This window comes from Streptomyces sp. NPDC046712 (assembly GCF_040645695.1).
Taxonomy (GTDB): Bacteria; Actinomycetota; Actinomycetes; order Streptomycetales; family Streptomycetaceae; genus Streptomyces.
This window is the reverse complement of the sequence record NZ_JBEYYW010000014.1, coordinates 58659-78750: the sequence shown is the minus strand read 5'-3', so window position 1 is coordinate 78750 and position 20092 is coordinate 58659. Positions and strand designations below refer to the sequence as shown.

The window sequence follows — 20092 nt, the reverse complement described above, 5'->3', positions numbered from 1 at the left end:
GCCGGTCACGTCCGAACGGGCTCCGCCCAGCCGTTTCGCACCGCGCAGGCGCCGAGCTGCATCCGGGTCCGGACTCCGGCCATGTCCATGAGATGACGCAGGCGCCGGTGCAGCGTGCGCGGTGACAGACCGAGTTGTGTCGCGGCCGCCGAGTCCGTCAGCCCGGCCAGGAGCAGCGCGAGGATCCTGCGGTCGAGCTCGGTCGGGCCTTGCGGACCGACCTCGACGGTGGTGTCGGATTCTCCGGCCGTGGCCGACAGCGCGAGCGGGTGGGCGGAGCGCCATACCGTCTCGAACAGAGCGTCCAGCGCGTCCAGCAGGCCGCTGCGGTGCAGCAGCACGGCGCCGGGCTCCCCGTCCGGTGTGACCGCGAGCGGGACAAGGCCGAGGTCGGCGTCGGCCAGCACGAGTTTCATCGGCAGCTGGTCGGCGACACGGAGTTGTACGCCCTTGCGCAGCGAATCGATCGCGTCGTCGATGATGCCCGGCTCTGCCAGCACGGCCTGGTCCAGTACCGCCCGGAACTGCACGCCGCGGCCGATGGCCACGGGTTCGGCCGTGTTCTCGTCGGGCGGCAGCGCGACGAACGGCGCGGTGATGAACGACCGGACCTGCGTACGAGCCGCCTGCTGCACCTGGAGGAAGCGATGGCGGATGGCGTCGACGCCCGTGACGACCTCGATCAGATCATTGATGCTGCTCCCGGTCATCGCCGCTCGGTGTTCCTCGGCGAAGGTCACCAGGGCGTGCTCGGCCATACGCAGCCCGTCCCGGCGCTGGCTGATGAGAGCGCCGAGCGCCATGGCCGGCGGCGCGGCGGTGAACCGGTCGTCCGCCGACCTCGTCACCAGTCCCCACCCGACCAGACGGGACAGGGCCTTGTCGACGTGGGTATGCGAGAGGACGAGCTCGTCGGAAAGCAGGATCGCGGTGGAGTTCGGCCGTCCGAGCAACGCCCGGTAGACACGCTCGTCATCGGGTTCGAGGCCCAGAACATCCAACATCGGCGACCGACTCTCCTCCGCTTGCCGCAGCGGGGAGAGTATGCGCCATGGCGGCAGACCGTGAATAGTCCCTGATGGGAGCGGGTGCGAGGGGAAGGGCCCCGGGGAGTCACCTCCCCGGGGCCCGACAGTGTGGTTCATCGCAGGCCGTACGCCCGGATGATCTCGTTCTTGACGCTGAAGCCGCTGTCCGTCTCGGCGCTCGCGCGGACCGAGATGAAGCCGCCGGGCTTCTTGGCCGTCCTGAACGAACCCGTCCAGTAGCCGTCGGCGCCCTTGGTCACGGTCACCTTCTGCCAGGTGGCGCCGTCGTCGTACGAGACGTCCAGCTTCACCGTGGTGACGGTGCCCGGCACGGTGCCGCGCCCCATCGACACCGGCTTGAGCGCGATCTCCTGGGTCGCGTTGGCCCTGACGTCGCCGTGCAGGTCCGACTCCAGCTTGTAGTCCAGATTCAACACCGGGAACGGCTCGAAGAAGTCCGAGTCGATGGTGTCGGACATGAACGTCCACTCGGTGTGGGTGCGCGTCGACAGCCGGAAGAGGTCGCCGGGCCGCTCCGCGTCGAGGACGGCGCGGTAGGGCAGGTTGCCCGCCGGCACCTCCACCCACTGCATGTCCGTGCTGGACGGGTTGTCGTGGATCAGCGTGTCGCCCTGGAAGACCTGGAGGTGGGTCGGCGTCTCACCCCACCCCAGGAAGCCGCCCAGCCGCATGTTGTCGCTGGCGGAGGCCCAGGCCTGCACGTTCCAGGTCATGTAGTTCTGCCAACGGGAGTTGTACACGCCGAAGGACTCGCTCTGGCCGGGTCGGGTCGCCGGAGCGAACCAGTCCAGCCGGGAGGTGCTGCCCTTGGCGTACGTGTTGTCGCCCGACACCATCACCCACGGCAGGGTGGTGTCGACGCCCTGCGCGTGGAACTCCCTCCAGACCTGGCCCGGACTCACCCATTCGGTGCGGGTGCCCGGGTGCCACTCGCCCTCGGGGAAGTTGAACGACGGGCTGAGGGTGAAGTCGGACCGGTATCCCTCCGCCGCCCGGCCGCCCGTGGCCGAGTAGTAGCGGGCATCGATCCGGGCGAGGTCACCCTTGGTCGGCTTGTAGACCAGGGCCCGGTCCGGAACCTGGCCGGGGTACTCCCGGGTGAGGTCGTAGACGAACGGTGTGTACTCGGTCTGCTTCACGGTCAGCTTGAAGATGCCGGCCTTGGCCATCGAGATGAGGGCCTCGCCCGCGTCGCGGTGCACGGTGGCGACCGGGATGGCCGACTCTCCGACGTACTCCATCAGGGGACCGACACCGTCGTTGACCACGATCAGCGCCTTCGCACCGGCCGCGACCGCAGCCTCGGTGCGCTCTTGGGGCGAGACCTCGTCGCTGCGCTCGATGACGACGACCTTGCCCTTGGCCTTGACCTTCTCGTATGCGGCCGCCGCGCCGTTGCCCGCGTGGACGGCGTCCAGCGTGTCCGTGACGGTGTCCAGGGCACTACCTGCCTGCACCAGCGCATCGAACCGGAGCCGGCCGCCCGGTGTGCTCAGGCTGAGCTGCGGCTCGCCCTTGCGCCAGCGGGTGGTCAGCATGAACTCGCCTTGCTTCATCGGCTCCGTCGGCGCGACGTAGACGTCGTCGTACGTCGGCGGCAGCACGTACGCGCTGCGGTAGTCCATGAACGGGTCGAGGCCCTTGTAGTGGACGTTGAAATCGACCTTGCGCTGGCGGTCCTCGGTGCGCTGTGGCGCCTCGGTCTGCAGCAGGCGTGCCTTGCTCGCGTCGAGCACCACGTCCGCGGAGCCGTCCTTGAGCACGGTCTCCGGGTCGACCAGCACGGCCAGACCCGAGCGGTCCGCCTTCTCGCCGGCCACGTCGAGGTACGCCGCGACGGTGTAGTGGCCGGGTGCCATGCGCAGGGTGGTCGAGCCGTGGACGTAGACCTGCCACGGCCAGAAGTCGCCGGCCAGGTTGATCGTGACCGAGCCGGTGGCGGGCTTGCCGTTCCGGTCGACCAGCTTGATGTTCAGGTCGTACCGCTCCTCCTCCTTGAGCAGCGCCACGGATGTGCGGGTCACCGGCTGCCCGGTGGCGGCGTCGGTGGCTGTCACGTAGCCGGCGTGCCGGCCGGCCGAGACGGCTCGCGGGTCACCGGTCACCGGGACGGCGGCGGTGCCGCCCGCCGGGACGGTGACCGTAGTGGCTCCCAGTGTGAACGGGCCGCCCTCGTCGCTCAGCGCCAGGTTGAGCGTGACGTCGGCGGAACCGGAGTTGGTGAAGGTCAGGTCCTTGGTGACGGCGCCGTCGCTCGGCTCGTGCGGCCAGGTGTAGTTGCCGAAGAAGAGCGATCCGGTGCCGCGGACCGTGGTGCGCACGGCGGCGGCAACGTCGAGCCGGCCGGTGCCGACCTCGTACGGCGAGTACCCGCCGTCCAGGCCCTTCGCGGTGCTCATCAGGTGTTCCTTGAGCTGCGCGCCGGACCAGTCGGGGTGCTGCTGGGCCAGGATCGTCGCCGCGCCGGCCACGTGCGGGGTGGCCATCGAGGTGCCGCTGATGGTGCGGTAGAGGCCCTCACCTCCGCCGGTCATCTCCTGCGACCGGGCCGCGGTGATGTCCACGCCGGGCGCCGCGATGTCCGGCTTCATGCCACCGGAGTAGGCCAGTGGGCCGGTGCTTGAGAAGGACGCGAGCCGGTCCTGCTTGTCCGTGGCGGCCACGGTCAGCGCCGAGGCGGCAGCGCCCGGGGCGGAGATGCTCTCCGGGCCCGAGTTGCCGGCGGCTATGACGAAGAGAGTGCCGTACTGCGCGGACAACGCGTCGACCGTCTGCGACATCGGGTCGCTGCCGTCCGTCGGGTAGGAGTCACCGAGACTCATGTTGACGACGTCCGCACCGGATTCGGCGGCCCACTGCATGCCGGCCATGACCCAGGAGTCCTGACCGTAGCCCTCGGCGCCGCCGAGCACCTTGCCGACGAACAGGTCGGCACCGGGGGCGACGCCCTTGTTGTCGCCCCCGGAGGCGGCGCCCGAACCGACGATCGTGCCGGCCACATGCGTGCCGTGCCCGTTGACGTCGGTGATGGCCTCACCGGGCACGAAGCTCGCCGTGCCGTCGATCAGGCCGGCGAAGTCGGGGTGGTTGACGTAGATGCCGGTGTCGAGCACCGCGACCTTGACGCCCTTGCCGGTGTACCCGGCCGCCCAGGCCCCGGGCGCACCGATCAGCGGCACGCTCTCCTTCAGACTGGCCTTCACGCGACCGTCGAGCCACAGCTTTTCGACACCCGCGCCCAACGTGGCACTGCCCTGCGGCGCGACGGAGGTCCAGAAGGTGCGGGCCTGCCGCTTCTCGGTGCTGAGCGCGGCACCGCGGACGCCCTTGAACTTACGGGTCAGCTTGCTGCCCCGGGGGGCCACCGGGTCGACGGCAGCGCGGGACTTCGGCTGGGTGTACGTCGCGATCAGCGGTACTGCGGCCGACTTCGCGTCGTCGTAGCCCATCTCGATCAGGTCGGTGACGTTGAACAGCCGTCGGTCCAGCTTGTCCGTGCCCAGCAGCGGCGCAGCCTCGTCCGGGATGACGAACAAGTCACCTTTGATCTCCTGGAACTTCACGCCGCCGACGGCGCTGTCCGGCCGGTCGACGTCGGCGATCTGCTTGCCGTCGGACGTCGTGGTGACCGTGACGACGTCGCCGGTGACCAGGGTGACCTTGTGTGTCGCCGAGGGCTTGGCGGGAACGGTGGGCTCGCTCGGAGCGGCTTGTGCGGGTGCCTGCAGAACTGCGAGGCCCGACGCCAGCAGGGGCACCGCGGTGGCTGCCGCGATCAGCCGCCAGCGCCTGCGCCAGAAGGCGGAAGCATGAGAGGGGGAGTACATGCCATGGGTCTATCGACCCGTGAACGCCGTCGTGAAGGCCTGACGACGGCAAGTCCTCGCCATGGCAAAGGCTTGTCAGCCGTGAATCGTGGGATTCCGGACGGAACACGACGACCCCGGTGATGCCGGCAGCGGTCGCGTCCTTCGTCCGGGGGAGGCGGTCCCCTTCAGGCCGCCTCTGCGGGTACCCGTCCCGCCTTGATGGCATCGACCAGGGCTTGGTGGTCCTTCTCGTTCTGGTCCGCGTACAGCTCGGCGAACGTCGCCAGCGCGCGCTCGAAGGCGTCGCCGCTGCCCAGGTAGGCGGCGATCGCGATTCGGTCGCCGGACCGGGCGTGGGCGCGGGCCAGCGTGGCGCCGCACAGCTGACCGAACAGGGCCATCCGTGTCGGGTTCATGTTTTCGGCCACGGCGATGCCCTTCCAGTCCCGCAGTTGGCGTACGTAGAAGTCCCGGCGCCGGCCGTCGATGCCCTGGGCACGTTCCCAGCCGAGGAAGATGTCGCTGGTCGCCTGCATCAGCCGCTGGCCGGCGACGACTCGCTCGCCCTGGGTGCGGAACGCGGAGGCGCCGGCGTAGGGCGCCAGCACCGACTCGTCGGCCTCCTTGGCCTGCAGGAACAGTGGGTCCTCGTCGTCCTTGCCGAGCAGGAGAACGATCCAGCAGCGGGTTCCCACGCTGCCGACCCCGACGACCTTGCGCGCGATGTCGGCGACGGCGTAACTCTCCAGGAGGAACCGGCGGTCGGACTGCAGGGACCGGCCGTAACGCTTGATGAGCCGGCCGATCTCCTTCTCCAGCGCGCCCGGTTCGCCTTGCGGGCGCAGGTCCTCCAGCCGTACCAGGAGTGGCGGGTCCGGAGTGATCAAGCGCTTTCCGTCGACGACGCGGGTAAGTTTGTCGAAGGCCTGCAGTGTGTCGTGCGCGTGGGCCTTCTTCCGGGTCTGCGCCCAACGCAAGCGGTCCTTGTCACTGAGCTCCGGCGCGAACTCCTTCTGCATCTTGTCGGCTTCGAAGCGCGTGTACCAGACCTCAAGGTTGCCGAGCCCGGCGAAGGCCCGCATCCGCTCGCGGTAGGACCGCACGGCTGCCTGCACCACTGACGCCCGCTCCTTGGAGTTGAAGCCGTTCGCCCGGCCCGCGATGACCAGGCTGGCCGACAGACGCTTGACGTCCCACTCCCACGGGCCGGGCAATGTCTCGTCGAAGTCGTTGATGTCGAACATCAGACGGCGCTCCGGAGAGGCCAACAGCCGGAAGTTGAGCATGTGCGCGTCACCGCACAACTGCGCCCTGATACCACTGCATGGCGTGTCGGCGAGGTCCGCGGCCATGATGGCGGCGGCTCCGCGATAGAAGCGGAACGGTGACTCGCTCATCCTCCCGTAGCGGATCGGTACGAGTTCCCGGACCCGCTTCGCCGACTGCGCCTCGATGACCTCCACCGGATCCTGGCGTTTCGGCGACGGCGTGAACTCCGCGTGCGCGGAACGGGGTGCGGCAGAACGGGCGGCCTTGCCGAGCGCGACCCGCTCCTTCGGGGTGCGGTGCCGCACGTCGTGGCCGGTCGGCTTGTTCTCGCTCATTGCAGGCGCTCCACGATGTGGTCGCCGACGCGCTGGTGCGACGGCGACGCGAGGATGAGGTGAAGGTGCGGCGGCTTCATCGCCGGCCACGGCTCCCCGCGTTCCTGCACCCTGCGTGGCGATGAAGGATCCTCCTGCCCGTATGTCCAGCGTGCCACACGTACCATCGACCGGCAGTTCGAAGTGAAACCACTTCGGGCCGTTGGTACTGGTTCTGAGCTGTACCACCAGCGGGCCGGTGACACCGTCGACGTGCGCAGGGGGCCGCGCGGGGTCAGATTTGAGGTATTCGACTCGCCGTGTCGAAACGCGCCGGCGGGCGGGCCCAAGGGCAGGGAGGAACCACCTGTCATGACAACACACGTGAGCGAACCCGGCTGGAGAGAGGCAGCGCACGTCAGCGGCCGGCTGATGTCCGCCGCCGGGGCTGGGTCCTGGTCATCCGGGCGCTGTGCGTCGCCCCCCGGCCGCTGAGGGCCTGACGTCCGGGACCGCCGCGGCCGCGGCACGCGAGACAGCCACCGGGCGACTGCCGGACCTGGTACTCGTCGTCGGCGTCGCCGGGTCGGGCAAAACGACAGTGGGGCGTCTCCTCGCAGAGCGGCTCGGCTGGCCGTACCGGGACGCGGACGAATTCCATTCCGAGGCGAACCGCGCCAAGATGGCCGCCGGTCACGCTCTCACGGACAGCGACCGGCGGCCCTGGCTCGACGCCATCGGGGAGTGGATGGACCGTGAGATCGCGGGCCGTCGTCCGGCCGTCGTGACCTGCTCCGCGCTCAAGCGTGACTACCGGGACAGGCTGCTGGCGGGGCGCCCCGGAGTCCGTCTGGTGTACCTGCGCGGATCGCGCGCGCTGATTCACTCCCGGCTGGCCGCCCGACACGGCCACTTCTTTCCGGCGGAGCTGCTGGAGAGCCAGTTCGCGGACCTGGAGGAGCCGGAGCCTGACGAGCACCCGTTGGTGGTGGAGATCGACCAGCCTCCGGAGGCCGTCGTCGCAGCGGTGCTGTCGTTGATGCCCCGGGAATCCGCCGCAGGCCGTCTGCCGCCCGGGGCCGTCGCGGAGCAGGCTGTCGTGAGTGAGGAGCCTTCCGTGTCCCACAGCCCCACAGGCGTGCAGTGGCAATTGACCCGTGGCGGCCAGAGTGCCGTGGTCGTCCAGTTGGGCGGCGCTCTGCGCGACTACGCCGTGAACGGCCGACCGCTGCTCGACGGGTTCTCCGCCGGATCCGCCATCACGGGCGGTCGGGGGCAACTGCTCGCCCCCTGGCCCAACCGCGTGGGCGGCGGACGCTACCGTTTCGGCGGCGAGGATCAGCAACTCCCTCTGACGGAACCGGAGAAGAACAACGCGATCCATGGCCTGCTTCGCTGGACCCTGTGGAAGCTGCTCGCCCGCACCGACGAGGCGGTGCGAATCGGCACGACGCTCTGCCCGCAGCCCGGATATCCCTTCCTCCTCGAGGTCTGCGCAGAGTACCGGCTGGGACCCGACGGGCTCGAGACCGCCGTCTTCGCCATGAACTCCGGTACGACGGCGGCCCCTTACGGAGTGGGACAGCACCCCTATCTGACGGTCGGTACCGACCTCGTCGACGCCGCGCTCCTGACCGTTCCCGCCCGTTACCTGCTGCGAACCGACGACCAGGGGCTGCCGACAGGCCGGGAGCCGGTCGACGGCACCACGTACGACTTCCGCACCGCCCGCCCCATCGGCGATCTGCGGCTGGACACGGCCTTCACCGGACTCGACCGCGGCCCCGACGGCCGGGCCGTCGTGCGGCTGGCACACCCTTCCGGGCTGCGGGGTGTCGATCTGTGGCTTGGCGAAGGCACCCGGTACGTACAGGTCTACACGGGCGACACCCTGGCCGAACCCGAACGGCGGCGTCGCGGTGTCGCCGTGGAGGCCATGTCCTGTCCGCCGGACGCCTTTCGGAGCGGCACCGATCTCACGGTGCTCGAGCCGGGCGCCACGCATGTGCTCCGGTGGGGCCTCAGCCCATGGGGACCGCCGTGACCCCGCCCGCGCCCGATCCCCGTATGAGCGCGCACGACTTCCGGGCGCTCTACGAGCGCCTGCGGCGCGAGTCTGCGCGGTCGACGGTGGACGGTCGACGTGGCGCGCTCTGCCATGTGACACCCGAGCGGGTCGTGGCCGCCGTCGCGGAGGTCCGCCTCGGACGTACGGTGTCGCTGGCCGCTCCGATCGAGACCGTGCGGGGCCCCGACAACCCCGAGCCCGCGGTGCACCGGATGACCGGGCCTGCTCCGGACGACCTGGGCGCGGACGGACTGCACTTCGCCACCGATCGCTTTGCCATGAACGTGCACGGGGACGCGGACAGCCATCTCGACGCGCTCTGCCACGTGGTGCTCGACGGTGAGCTGTACGGCGGGGTGGCCGCGAGCAGCATGAGCGCCCAGGGGGCCCGTGCGCTCTCCGTGGAGCTGGTCGCGGACGGCATCGTCGGTCGGGGCGTACTGCTGGACATCCCCCGGCTGCGTGGCGTGCCGTGGCTGGAGCCGGGCGACCATGTGACATCGGACGATCTGACGGCCGCCGAGGCCGCGCAAGGGGTCCGTGTCGGACCGGGGGACCTGCTGTTCGTCCGGGTGGGCCATCGCCTCCGCCGTACGGAACTCGGACCGTGGAACGCGGCGACGGCTCGGGCCGGCCTCCACGCGACCGCCCTGGAGTTTCTGGCCGAGCGGCAGGTCGCGGTCCTGGGCGGAGACGGAAACAACGACACCGCGCCCAGCGCGGTGGAGGACGTCGCCTTCCCCGTCCATGTCCTGGCCATGCAGGCCATGGGCATCCAACTGATGGACTACCTGCAGTTCGAGGACCTGGCCCCACTGTGCGCGCAGGCCGGACGCTGGAGTTTCCTGTGCGTGGTCGCCCCGCTACGGCTGCCCGGAGGCACGGGCTCGCCCGTGAACCCGATCGCGGTGCTGTGAACGCCGTACAGGCAAGGGGTCTCCTCCGGTCGCCGTTCGTCAGGAGGGCGGATACGTTCGTCTGGGTGGGAACGCAGGGTCTCCGCAGCGCGGAGTGACAGGTCCTGGCGCCAGGGCAGGGCCATGAGCGCAAGGACGGTGGTCGTCGTGGGCGACGCCCCTCACTACGACGTCATCATCATCGGCACCGGCGCCGGCGGAGGCACCCTCGCCCACCGGCTCGCCCCGTCCGGCAAACGCGTCCTCCTCGTCGAACGCGGCGACTACCTGCCGCGCGAGCGGGACAACTGGGACTCGACGGCCGTGTTCGTGAAGGGCAAGTACCGGGCACCGGAGTTCTGGCTGGACAAGGACGGCAGCGAGTTCCCGCCCGAGGTCAACTACTACGTCGGCGGGAACACCAAGTTCTACGGCGCCGCCCTCTTCCGGTTGCGGCCCGAGGACTTCGGTGAGCTCCGGCACCACGGTGGTCTCTCTCCCGCCTGGCCGATCCGGTACGAGGATCTGGAGCCGTACTACACGCAGGCCGAGCACCTCTACCTCGTGCACGGACGGCACGGCGAGGATCCGACCGAGGGTGCGGTGAGCGCCCAGTACGCCCATCCTCCCGTGGAGCACGAGCCGCGCATCCAGCAGCTGAGCGACGACCTCGAGAAGCGCGGTCTGCGCCCCTTCCACCTGCCGATCGGTGTCAATCTCAGCCAGGAGGACGGGGGCCGGGCCACACACTCCAGTGTCTGTATCCGCTGCAACCGGGTGGACGGCTTTCCGTGTCTGGTGCGCGGCAAGTCCGACGCCGAAGTGATCTGCGTGGAGCCTGCTCTGCGGCATCCCAACGTCGAGATGGTCACGAACACGCAGGTGGTCCGCTTGGAGACCGATGCGAGTGGACGCACTGTCAGCGCGGTCGTCGGCCGGTCGGCCGACGGCTCGGAGGTCCGGTTCACGGCCGACGTGGTGGTCGTCTCCTGCGGCGCGGTCAACTCAGCGGCGCTGCTGCTGACCTCGGCGAACGAGCACCATCCCCGCGGTCTCGCGAACAGCTCCGACGTGGTCGGCCGGTTCTACATGCGGCACAACAACCTGGCCCTGATGGCGGTGTCGAAGGAGCCCAACGACACCCAGTTTCAGAAGACGCTGGCGCTGCACGACTGGTACCTCGGTGCGGACGACTGGGAGTTCCCGCTGGGCGGCATCCAGATGCTCGGCAAGTCGGACGCCGAGCAGATCCACGGCGAGGCCCCGCGATGGGCCGGTGCGGTCGCACCGGACATGCCGTTCGAGGTGCTGGCGCACCATGCCGTCGACTTCTGGCTGTGCGGTGAGGACCTGCCGCTCGCCGACAACCGGGTCACCCTCGACGGCGACGGCCGCATCCGTCTCGCTCTCGACGAGAAGAACAACATCGAGGGCCTGAAGCGGCTCAGGCACAAACTGCAGGGAATGCTCGGCCACCTGGGCATGCACGAGCACCACCTGCTGTCCCACAGCATCTACCTGCACAAGGGCATGCCCATCGGCGCGACGGCGCACCAGGCCGGCACCGTACGCTTCGGCACCGACCCCGCCGCCTCGGCGCTGGACGTCAACTGCAAGGCCCACGACCTCGACAACCTCTACGTCGTCGACACCAGCTTCTTCCCGAGCATCGGCGCGGTCAACCCGTCCTTGACGGCCATCGCCAATGCCCTGCGGGTCGGCGACCACCTCCTGGCCCGTCTTGGCTGAGACCAGGGCAGACCGCTGGACCGATCGGACGAAGATGCTCGGCCCAACGGCCCAACGGCGGTGCCCAGGGCATGCCGACGGCCGCAGCCGGTGATTGCGTGGCCCCCGTGTCCGCCCGGCCGGAGCCGGGCGGAGCGCGGCCGGGCGAGGAGGCAGGGCATCGTGGAATCCACCGTGGGAGCACCGCAGGGTGTGATCCCCGCACGTCTGTTGCAGGGCCAGAAGGCGCTGGTCACCGGAGCCAATTCGGGCATCGGCAAGGCCACGGCCATCGGCTTGGGCCGAGCCGGCGCCGATGTGGTCGTGAACTACGTGGCGGGCCGTGAGACCGCGGAGGAAGTGGTCGAGGAGATCGCTTCGTTCGGAGTGCGGGCGGCGGCCTACGAGGCGGACGTGTCCCAGGAGGACCAGGTCACGGCCATGATGGACCGGATGGTCAAGGAGTTCGGGACCATCGACGTGCTCGTCGCCAACGCAGGGCTGCAGCGGGACGCGCGGCTCACCGACATGACTCTCGCCCAGTGGCAGAAGGTCCTCGACGTCAACCTGACCGGTCAGTTCCTGTGCGCCCGGGAGGCCGTCAAAGAGTTCCGGCGCCGTGGCGTCGTCCCCGAGGTGTCCCGCGCCGCCGGGAAGATCATCTGCATGAGTTCGGTGCACCAGATCATCCCCTGGTCGGGCCACGTCAACTACGCCTCCTCCAAGGGCGGTGTGCAGATGATGATGCAGACCCTGGCCCAGGAGCTCGCACCGGAGAAGATCCGGGTGAACGCGGTCGCCCCGGGGGCGATCAAGACGCCGATCAACCGCGATGCCTGGGAGACGGCCGAGGCTCGGGAGGACCTCCTGAGGCTGATCCCGTACGACCGGATCGGCGACCCCGAGGACATCGCCCACGCCGTGGTCGCGCTTGCCTCCGACCTCATGGACTACGTGGTGGGGACCACCCTGTACGTCGACGGCGGGATGACTCTGTTCCCGGGCTTCGCCACCGGCGGCTGACCCTCTCCCGGACTGTCACGAACGCGAAGGCGGCTATGCCCACCTCGTTCCACCTGCTGGCAGATGCCCCGGCCCAACTCCTGCCGGCCCGGGAACTCATGGCCTTCACCCTTGCGTCCCACATCATCCTGGTGCCCCTGGGCGTGGCCTTCCCCTTCATCACCCTGGTGATGCACTACCGCGGACTGCGCCGCAAGGACGCCGCGGCACTGCTCCTCGCGCGCCGCTGGTCGGCCGTCATGGCGGTGCAGTTCGCGCTCGGCATCGTCACCGGCACCGTGCTCTCCTTCGAGTTCGGCCTGCTCTGGCCCGGCCTGATGGGCAGGTGGGGTGATGTCTTCGGCATCGGATTCGGTGTCGAGGCATGGGCGTTCTTCCTCGAGGCCGTGCTCATCGCCATCTACCTGTACGGATGGCGGCGGCTGAAGCCCCGTACGCACTTCCTGCTCGGGCTGCCTCTCCCGGCCGCCGCGCTGCTCGGGGCGTTCGGCATCCTGGCCGCCAACTCCTGGATGAACACGCCCCAGGGCTTCTCGCTCGACGCCCATGGCAACCCCGTCGACGTGAACGTCTGGAAGGCGATCTTCACCCCGATGTTCGGGCCGCAGTACTGGCACTTCGTCGTGGCGATGATCCTCACCGCGGGCTTCATGGTGTCCGGTGTCTACGCCATGGGCTGGCTGCGCGGCCGTCGGGACCACTACCACCGGCTCGGTTTCGCCGTTCCGTTCACCATCGCCGCGGTGGCCACTCCGGTGCAGTTCGTCCTGGGCGACGCGATCGCCCGGTCGGTGTTCCACAAGCAGCCGGTGAAGTTCGCCGCGATGGAGATCGTCTGGGAGACCGACACGAGGGTGCCGGAGTACCTCTTCGGGCGCCTGCAGGAGGACGGGAGCGTCAAGGGCGGCATCAAGATCCCGCTGCTCGACTCCTTCCTGGCCGGATTCAGTGCGGACACCAGGGTGGTGGGCCTGACCTCCGTACCGGCGGACCAGCGTCCCACGGCCACTCAGGCGACCATCGCCCACTGGGCCTTCGACATCATGGTCCTCATCGGCTCCGTCCTGGTGCTGCTCGCCCTCTGGTACGGCCTGGTCTGGCTGCGGCACCGGCGGCTTCCCGCCTCGAAGTGGTTCTACCGCTCCGCGGCCTGTGCGGGCGTCGCCTCCGTCGTGGCAGTCGAGTGCGGCTGGATCGCCACCGAGGTGGGTCGCCAGCCCTGGATCGTCTACCAGGACATGCGGGTCGCCGAGGCGGTGACCTCGACCCGCTCCACCAGCCTCTGGATCATGCTCGGCGTGGTGATGGTGGTGTACGTGTTCCTCTTCGGCTCGTTCCTCGTCATCCTGCTCAAGATGCGCACGCGCTGGCGGCTCGCCGACGAGCAGCAGACGGCAGGAGGTCCGCCCCACGTGCCGGAGGCGGACACCCCCTACGGGCCGCGGGCGCCTCTCCCCGCGGGTGACGCCCCCGCCGCCGGCGGCGGAGGAGCCGCCCGGGCCGAGGACGGCCGCCCATGACCGCCGACCTCATCGCCGTCGTGCTGCTCCTCGCCGTGGCCGCGTACGCCGGCGCCGGCGGCACGGACTACGGCGCCGGCTTCTGGGATCTGACTGCCGGAGGCACGGAACGCGGAAAACGTCCAAGATGGCTCATCGACCATGCCATGGCTCCCGTGTGGGAGGTCAACAACGTCTGGCTGATCTTCGTTCTCGTCATCATGTGGACCGGTTTCCCCATCCTGTTCCAGACCGTGTTCTCGGCGATGTGGCTCCCCTTGGCCCTGGCCGCCGTGGGCCTGGTGCTGCGCGGCGCCGGCTTCGCGTTCCGCAAGCCCTCCCGGCGGCTCGCAGGCCGCCGGCTGTACGGTGCCGTGTTCGCCGTGGCCTCGGTCGTCACACCGTTCTTCCTCGGTGCCGCCGTCGGCGGGGTCGCGTCGGGACGGGTGGCGCCCGGTACCGCGGCCTCGGCGGAGACCTGGTCCAACCCCACCTCCCTCATGTTCGGGTTCGTCGCCATCGCGACCACCGCCTTCCTCGGCGCGGTCTTCCTCACGGGTGATGCCCGCCGCTTCGACGCGCCCGATCTGGTCGGCTACTTCAGGTGGCGGGCGCTGAGCACTCTCGGCGCGCTCACCGTCCTGGCAGTGATCACCGGCTTCGTCACTCATGAGGACTCCCCCTATGTCTGGCACGGACTCACCCACGGCCTGGGGCTGCTCTTCGTCGTCGTGGCCGGGGTGGCCGCACTCGCGACGGTCTGGCTGCTCCTGCGGACGCCGAGCGTGTGGATGCGCGTCACGGCGGTCGGGGTCGTCGCCTGCGCCGTCATCGCCTGGGGCATGGCCCAGCGCCCCTACCTCATCCCCACCTCGCTGACCGTGACCGACGCCGCGGGCGCACCCGCCACGCTGACGTGGCTGGCGATCGTCACCCTGGTGGCCCTCGTGCTCGTCATGCCGGCCGTCGTCCTCCTCTACTGGCTGGACACCCACGGTGAGCTCGAAGAGCTCTCCGACGCCGAGCTGCGAAGCGGAAGCGGCTCGGACGGTGACGGTGCGACGCCCGGCGGCTGACCGCCCGGCCCCACGCCGGCCATCCCCCTCGCACCCGGACTCCGACGAAGGAAGCCGCTGTGACCGACGACGAGATCTTTCTCGGACTCGCCCTGACGGTGGTGCTCGCCACCGGCTCGCAGATCCTGGCGAGCAAGCTGCGCGTCCCGGCCCTGATCATCCTGCTGCCGGTCGGGTTCGCCGCCGGTGCGCTCACGGATGTCATCCATCCGGACAAGTTGCTGGGGCCGGCCTTCTCCGACCTGGTGTCGCTGTCCGTCGCGGTGATCCTCTACGACGCCGGCCTCGGGCTCGACCTGCGAAAGCTCACGGGCCACACCCGGGGGATCGTGGGACGACTGCTGGTGTACGGGGTGCTGCTCACGTTTCTGGTCATCGCGGCGGTCTCACCGGCGATGTTCGACATGCCGCTGCGCGTGGCCGCGATGCTGGGCGTGATCCTCGTCGTCTCGGGTCCCACCGTCGTGGGTCCGCTGCTCGACTTCGTGCGGCCGACCGACAAGGTGCGCCGCATCCTGATCTGGGAGGGGACGCTGACCGACCCCATCGGCGGCATCCTCGGCGCGCTCACCTTCCACGCCATCGCCACGACGCACCAGGTCGACATCGGCCGGGGATACCAGCTGGGCCAGTTCGGCATCAGCCTGGCCGTGGGGCTGGTCGGCGGAATCGTGGGAACCGCGCTGCTGTGGTTCACTCTGCGGACCCTTCGGCTCGGCGAGACCCTCGGTACGCTGGCTCAACTCGCCACGGTGATCGCCGTATCGGCAGGCTGCGACATCGTACGGGACGATACGGGGCTCATCGCCGCGATCGTCACGGGACTGGCCGTCGCCAACATCCGCGGCTTCGACATGCCTGCTCGGCGTCCCTTCTTCGAGACCCTGGTACAGCTGATCATCGGGCTGCTGTTCGTCTCCATCTCCTCCACCGTCACCCCGGCATCGCTCGTGCCGGTACTCCTTCCCGCGCTCGCGCTCATCGCGATCCTCGTCCTGGTGGTGCGGCCGCTCGTGGCCTTCGTCGCCACGGCGCGCTCGGGTCTGGCCCGGGGGGAGCGGGCCTTCATCGGATGGATGGACCCGCGCGGCATCGTCGCGGCGGCCACGGCATCGGCCTTCTCCGCCAGCCTGGTCGACCGGGGGGTGAGCGGGGCCGCGATGATCCTTCCCGTCACATTTCTGGTGATTGTGGGAACCGTTCTGCTCTACTCGCTGACGGCGGCGCCCATGGCCAGACGGCTGGGCGTCGTCAAACCGGCGGGTACGCGCATTCTCCTGGTGGGCGGGGAGCCGTGGGTGGTCGACCTGGGAAGGGCCCTGCGGTCCGCCGGGCTGGACGTGCTGATGTGGGCGGGGCTCGACGCGGAGCGGGAGCTGATCAAGGAGGCGGGGATCGACCTGGCCAAGGGCGATCTGCTGGCCACGGCCATCAACCCCGGGGCGCGCCTGGAGGGAGTGACGGCCGTGTTCCTGGCCACCGACGACGACGACTTCAACGCGCTCGCCTCGGTCGTGATGCAGGACAACGTCGAGGGGCCCGTCTACCGGGTCGGACCACCGCACGACAGCCATGGCGTGGTCGCTCCCTACACCGGCGGCGACATCCTCTTCGGCCGTTCCCTCGTCCGGCACGTCCTGGCGGAGCGCTACGAGCGAGGTGCGCGGTTCGTGGTGCAGCCCGCCTCCGCCCCGCTGCCACCGGAGCACGAAACTCTCTTCGTGGTGCGGGCCGACCACCGGCTGGACCCGGTCACCGAGCGGGAGCAGACCGTCCCTCAGCAGGGGGACACCGTCATCCTCCTCGGTTCCGTCCCGACGGAGGCCGGACAGTGAACCTCGCACGCAGGTTCCGTGCGACTACCTCCCGCCCCCGGGCGGCCCATTGAGCTTCGCGTTCAGGGTGATCGCCGCGTCGATCAGGGCCAAGTGCGTGAAAGCCTGCGGGAAGTTGCCCAGCTGTCGCCCCGTCAGGCCGATCTCCTCGGAGAACAGGCCCAGGTGGTTGGCGTAGGTGAGCATCTTCTCCAGCACCAGTCTGGCCATGTCGGTGCGTCCGGCCCGCGCCAGGGCGTCGACGTACATGAACGTACAGAGAGAGAAGGTGCCTTCGGAACCGCGCAGTCCGTCGGGTGACGCCTCGGGGTTGTAGCGGTAGACCAGGCTGTCGCTGACCAGCTCACGGTCCATCGCGTCCAGGGTGGACTTCCACATCGGATCGTCCGGCGTGATGAAACCGACCGTCGGCATGCGCAGCAACGACGAGTCGAGTACGTCGTCGCCGTAATGCTGAACGAAGGCCTGCTTGTTCGGGTCCCATCCCTTGCTGAGCACCTGAGCGTAGATCTCGTCACGCGCGTCCACCCAGCGGCCACCGGCCGCGGGACGGCCGTCGTCGGAGGCGATCCGCAGGGCGCGGTCGAAGGCCACCCAGGACATCACGCGGCCGTACGTGAAGTCCTTCCGGCCGCCACGGGTCTCCCACAGCCCTTCTCCGGGCTGATCCCAATGGTCGACCAGCCAGTCGAGCAGAGTGTGCAGCGCTTTCCAGCCCCCGTTGTCGAGATGCATGCCGTGCTGGTGCGCGAAGTAGATGCTGTCGAGCGCTTCACCGTAGATGTCCAGTTGCAGCTGGCTCGCCGCGCCGTTGCCGATGCGGACCGGGGCGGAACCGCAGTACCCCTCCCAATGCTCCAGGGTCTCCTCGACCAGGTCGGAGGAGCCGTCGACGCGATACATGATGTTCAGTGGCCCGGTGCCGTTTCCTTCGCCGGCCTTCTCCTTGACGCGGTCGTGCAGCCAGCTGATGAACGCCCTCGCCTCTTCCCTGAAACCCAGGCCCAGCAAGGCGTACACCGAGAACGAGGCGTCACGGATCCAGGTGAACCGGTAGTCCCAGTTGCGCTCGCCGCCCAACTGCTCGGGCAGACCCGTCGTGGGGGCGGCGACCAGAGCGCCGGTCGGCGCGAAGGTCATGAGCTTCAGCGTTACCGCCGAGCGTTCCACCGCCTCCCGCCAACGGCCCGAGTACGTGGACTGGCCCAGCCACGAGCGCCAGAATCGGACCGTCTCGTGGAAGAGCCGCTCGAACTCCGACACCCGGACCTCGTGCGGCGGCCCGCCGGGGGACGACTCGATGACCATGCCGCGCTGCTGCCCCGCCTGGAGGGTCAGGGTGAAGCGCAGGTCCTTGTCACCCGAGAGGATGTTCAGCAGCCGGTCGTCCTGCGGCTCACGGACGGCGTGGACGGCGAGGTCCATGTCCTCCGAGGTGAACAAGGCCCCGTGCTCCGTGAGGTGCAGCTCGTGCGGCTTGCGGCCGTAGTCGAAGCGCGGAGCGATCTCCCCCTCGAACGTCATGCTGCCGCGGACGCAGCGCAGCATGCGGACCAGACGGTGCCGATCCGTCGCCGTCGTGCCGGTCACCGGCATGAAGTCGACCACCTCGCCCGCCCCGGCCTCGGTCATGAAGCGCGTCACCAGAACGGCGGTGTCCGGGTGGTAGAGCTGCTTGGTGGTGTAGCTTTCCGCGGCCGGCCTGACGGTGAAATGGCCGCCCTTCCGCCGGTCGAGCAGAGCACCGAAGACGCTGGGCGAATCGAAGCGCGGACAGCAGAACCAGTCGATCGTCGCATCGGTCGTCACGAGGGCCGCGGTCTGCAGATCGCCGATCAGGCCATGGTTCTCGATCAGGGGGTAGTCGTCCATCTTGAGCCCCTTTCGGCCCCCGGTAGACAACGATCGGGCGCCGTCGCACGGCACCCGAGGTGGTGCGTGCGCCATTCGGCCAGCTTAGGCCGACGGGTGTCGTCCCGTCCTGACGAGCGAGTCGCACCGGGCGAGGACGGGAGCTCTGCCGCTGCGCCGCTCCGAGAAGGGCTCTACCGTGGGGTGGCAGCGCTCCCGCCGAGGGAGCCCGCGGTCTCGTGTGCCTCATGAGCACCGGACTCCTCCCGGTGAAGGAGGCGCGACGTGGGTGTCCTGACGTCCTGGGCAGCCAGGTTCGGGCTGCGGCAATACGTCAAGGCAAGCCTGTGGATCGTGCCGTTGTTCGGTCTCGTCCTCGGCGTACTTCTCGCTGAGCTCGCGCTCACCGCCGACAGCGCCGACTGGCCGCCGAGCGGCTGGCACTACTCCGCGACGACAGCGAGTGGCGTGCTCTCCGCCATCGTGGGGGCGATGGTGGCGTTGCTCGGATTCGTCGTCACCATCGGCGTACTCGTCGTGCAGCAGGCGACGGGAACCCTCTCCCCTCGCTATATGCGCCTGTGGTACCGGGACCGGCTGCAGAAGGCTGTGCTGGCGACCTTCACGGGGACGTTCGCGTTCGCGTTCTCCTTGCTGCGCAGCGTCGAGACCGACTCCGTCCCCGACCTCGGGGTCACGCTGGCCGGCGTGGCGGTGGCCGTCAGCCTCGTGCTCCTGCTCGTCTACCTCAACAGGTTCACCCACAGCCTCCGACCGGTGGCCATCGCCAAGCTGGTCACGCGCATGGGAGAGGCCGTCTTCACCAGCGGGGCCGCGGCGATCCGGGACGCGGCGCCACGCGGAGACGACACCGTGCCGTCCGGCGGTCCGGTGATGCGCCTGCGTACGGCACGTGGTGGAGCCATCCAGGCGTTCAACGTGGCCGGGCTGGTCTCGGAGGCGGCGCGCCACGACTGCGTCTTCGTCGTGACCCGGCTGATCGGCGACTTCGTACCGCCCGGCACTGTCCTCATCGAGGTCCACGGGGGCACATCGAAACCGGACCCGGACCGGGTGACCGGGCTCGTCGCCCTCGGGGCCGAGCGCACCATCGAACAGGACCCCGCCTTCGCCCTGAGGGTCCTCGTCGACATCGCCATCAGGGCCCTCTCCCCAGCGGTGAACGACCCGACGACCGCGGTGCAGGTGGTCAACTACATCGAGTCCTTCCTGCACACGGTCGGCAGCACACACCTCCCCGGTCGATACGTCATCGCCGATCGCCACGAGCACGCCCGGCTCGTGCTGCCGGGGCGTGACTGGGAGAACTTCCTTCAGCTCGCCGTATGCGAGATCCGCGACTACGGATCCTCGTCCGTGCAGATCTGCCGACGGCTCCACGCCATGCTCGAGGGCCTGCTCGACACCCTGCCGCCGTCTCAGCACGCCGCCGTGCGAGCGGAGATCAGCCTGCTGCAGGAGTCGATCGAGCGAGAGTTCACCGACCCGGCCCGCCGGGCCATCGCACAACAGCCCGACCACCAGGGCATCGGTGGGCAGTACCCCTCGTAGGGGGATCGCACGGGTCGCCCGGATCGTGCCGCACGGGCTCGGGGAGCAGCATGGAGGGGAAGCCCTCTACCGGCCCGCGCCGCGAGCGGGCTCCGCCGAGGAG

12 protein-coding genes are annotated in these 20092 nt (G+C 69.5%); 8 read left to right on the top strand and 4 right to left on the bottom strand.

The genetic code is table 11. The features are described from left to right. Positions 1-5 precede the first annotated feature (5 nt). The 3 genes from ABZ939_RS19670 to ABZ939_RS19660 form a co-directional block, all read right to left on the bottom strand. On the bottom strand, positions 6-1004 hold the full coding sequence (locus ABZ939_RS19670; protein ID WP_361856376.1) for a helix-turn-helix domain-containing protein: 999 nt from the start codon (positions 1002-1004) through the stop codon (positions 6-8). Between the two features lie 137 nt (positions 1005-1141). Then, positions 1142-4876 carry a S8 family serine peptidase gene (locus tag ABZ939_RS19665; protein ID WP_361856373.1) on the bottom strand — a complete coding sequence of 1245 codons (3735 nt, stop codon included), beginning with the start codon at positions 4874-4876 and terminating at the stop codon, positions 1142-1144. 167 nt (positions 4877-5043) lie between these two features. Further along, positions 5044-6462, bottom strand: a complete 1419-nt coding sequence (locus ABZ939_RS19660; RefSeq protein WP_361856370.1) for a DUF2252 domain-containing protein — start codon at positions 6460-6462, stop codon at positions 5044-5046. A gap of 451 nt (positions 6463-6913) precedes the next feature. Between ABZ939_RS19660 and ABZ939_RS19655 the strand changes: the two genes are divergently transcribed. The 7 genes from ABZ939_RS19655 (at position 6914) to ABZ939_RS19625 (ending at position 16566) form a co-directional block, all read left to right on the top strand. Beyond that, positions 6914-8485, top strand: coding sequence for a gluconokinase, GntK/IdnK-type (locus tag ABZ939_RS19655; RefSeq protein ID WP_361856367.1), 1572 nt, complete (start codon positions 6914-6916; stop codon positions 8483-8485). 23 nt (positions 8486-8508) lie between these two features. Next, on the top strand, positions 8509-9426 hold the full coding sequence (locus tag ABZ939_RS19650) for a cyclase family protein (RefSeq protein WP_361856365.1): 918 nt from the start codon (positions 8509-8511) through the stop codon (positions 9424-9426). A 123-nt stretch (positions 9427-9549) separates the two neighbouring features. Further along, a complete protein-coding gene (locus ABZ939_RS19645) occupies positions 9550-11154 on the top strand; it encodes a GMC family oxidoreductase (protein WP_361856362.1) in 1605 nt (534 codons plus the stop codon). Between the two features lie 162 nt (positions 11155-11316). Continuing rightward, entirely contained in the window at positions 11317-12156 is an 840-nt protein-coding gene (locus tag ABZ939_RS19640) for an SDR family oxidoreductase (RefSeq protein ID WP_361856360.1), read from the top strand. A gap of 35 nt (positions 12157-12191) precedes the next feature. Then, positions 12192-13676, top strand: a complete 1485-nt coding sequence (locus ABZ939_RS19635) for a cytochrome ubiquinol oxidase subunit I (RefSeq protein ID WP_361856357.1) — start codon at positions 12192-12194, stop codon at positions 13674-13676. After that, positions 13673-14731 carry a cytochrome d ubiquinol oxidase subunit II gene (locus tag ABZ939_RS19630; RefSeq protein WP_361856354.1) on the top strand — a complete coding sequence of 353 codons (1059 nt, stop codon included), beginning with the start codon at positions 13673-13675 and terminating at the stop codon, positions 14729-14731. The genes ABZ939_RS19635 and ABZ939_RS19630 overlap by 4 nt, the downstream gene beginning before the upstream one ends. A 59-nt stretch (positions 14732-14790) precedes the next feature. Further along, positions 14791-16566, top strand: a complete 1776-nt coding sequence (locus ABZ939_RS19625) for a cation:proton antiporter (RefSeq protein ID WP_361856351.1) — start codon at positions 14791-14793, stop codon at positions 16564-16566. 24 nt (positions 16567-16590) lie between these two features. Here ABZ939_RS19625 and ABZ939_RS19620 read toward each other — a convergent pair whose 3' ends face one another. Next, positions 16591-18438, bottom strand: coding sequence for a glycoside hydrolase family 15 protein (locus ABZ939_RS19620; protein WP_361856348.1), 1848 nt, complete (start codon positions 18436-18438; stop codon positions 16591-16593). Between the two features lie 264 nt (positions 18439-18702). On the opposite strand from ABZ939_RS19620, the gene ABZ939_RS19615 reads away from it, so the two are divergent. Then, entirely contained in the window at positions 18703-19989 is a 1287-nt protein-coding gene (locus ABZ939_RS19615) for a DUF2254 domain-containing protein (RefSeq protein ID WP_361856345.1), read from the top strand. Positions 19990-20092 lie beyond the last annotated feature (103 nt).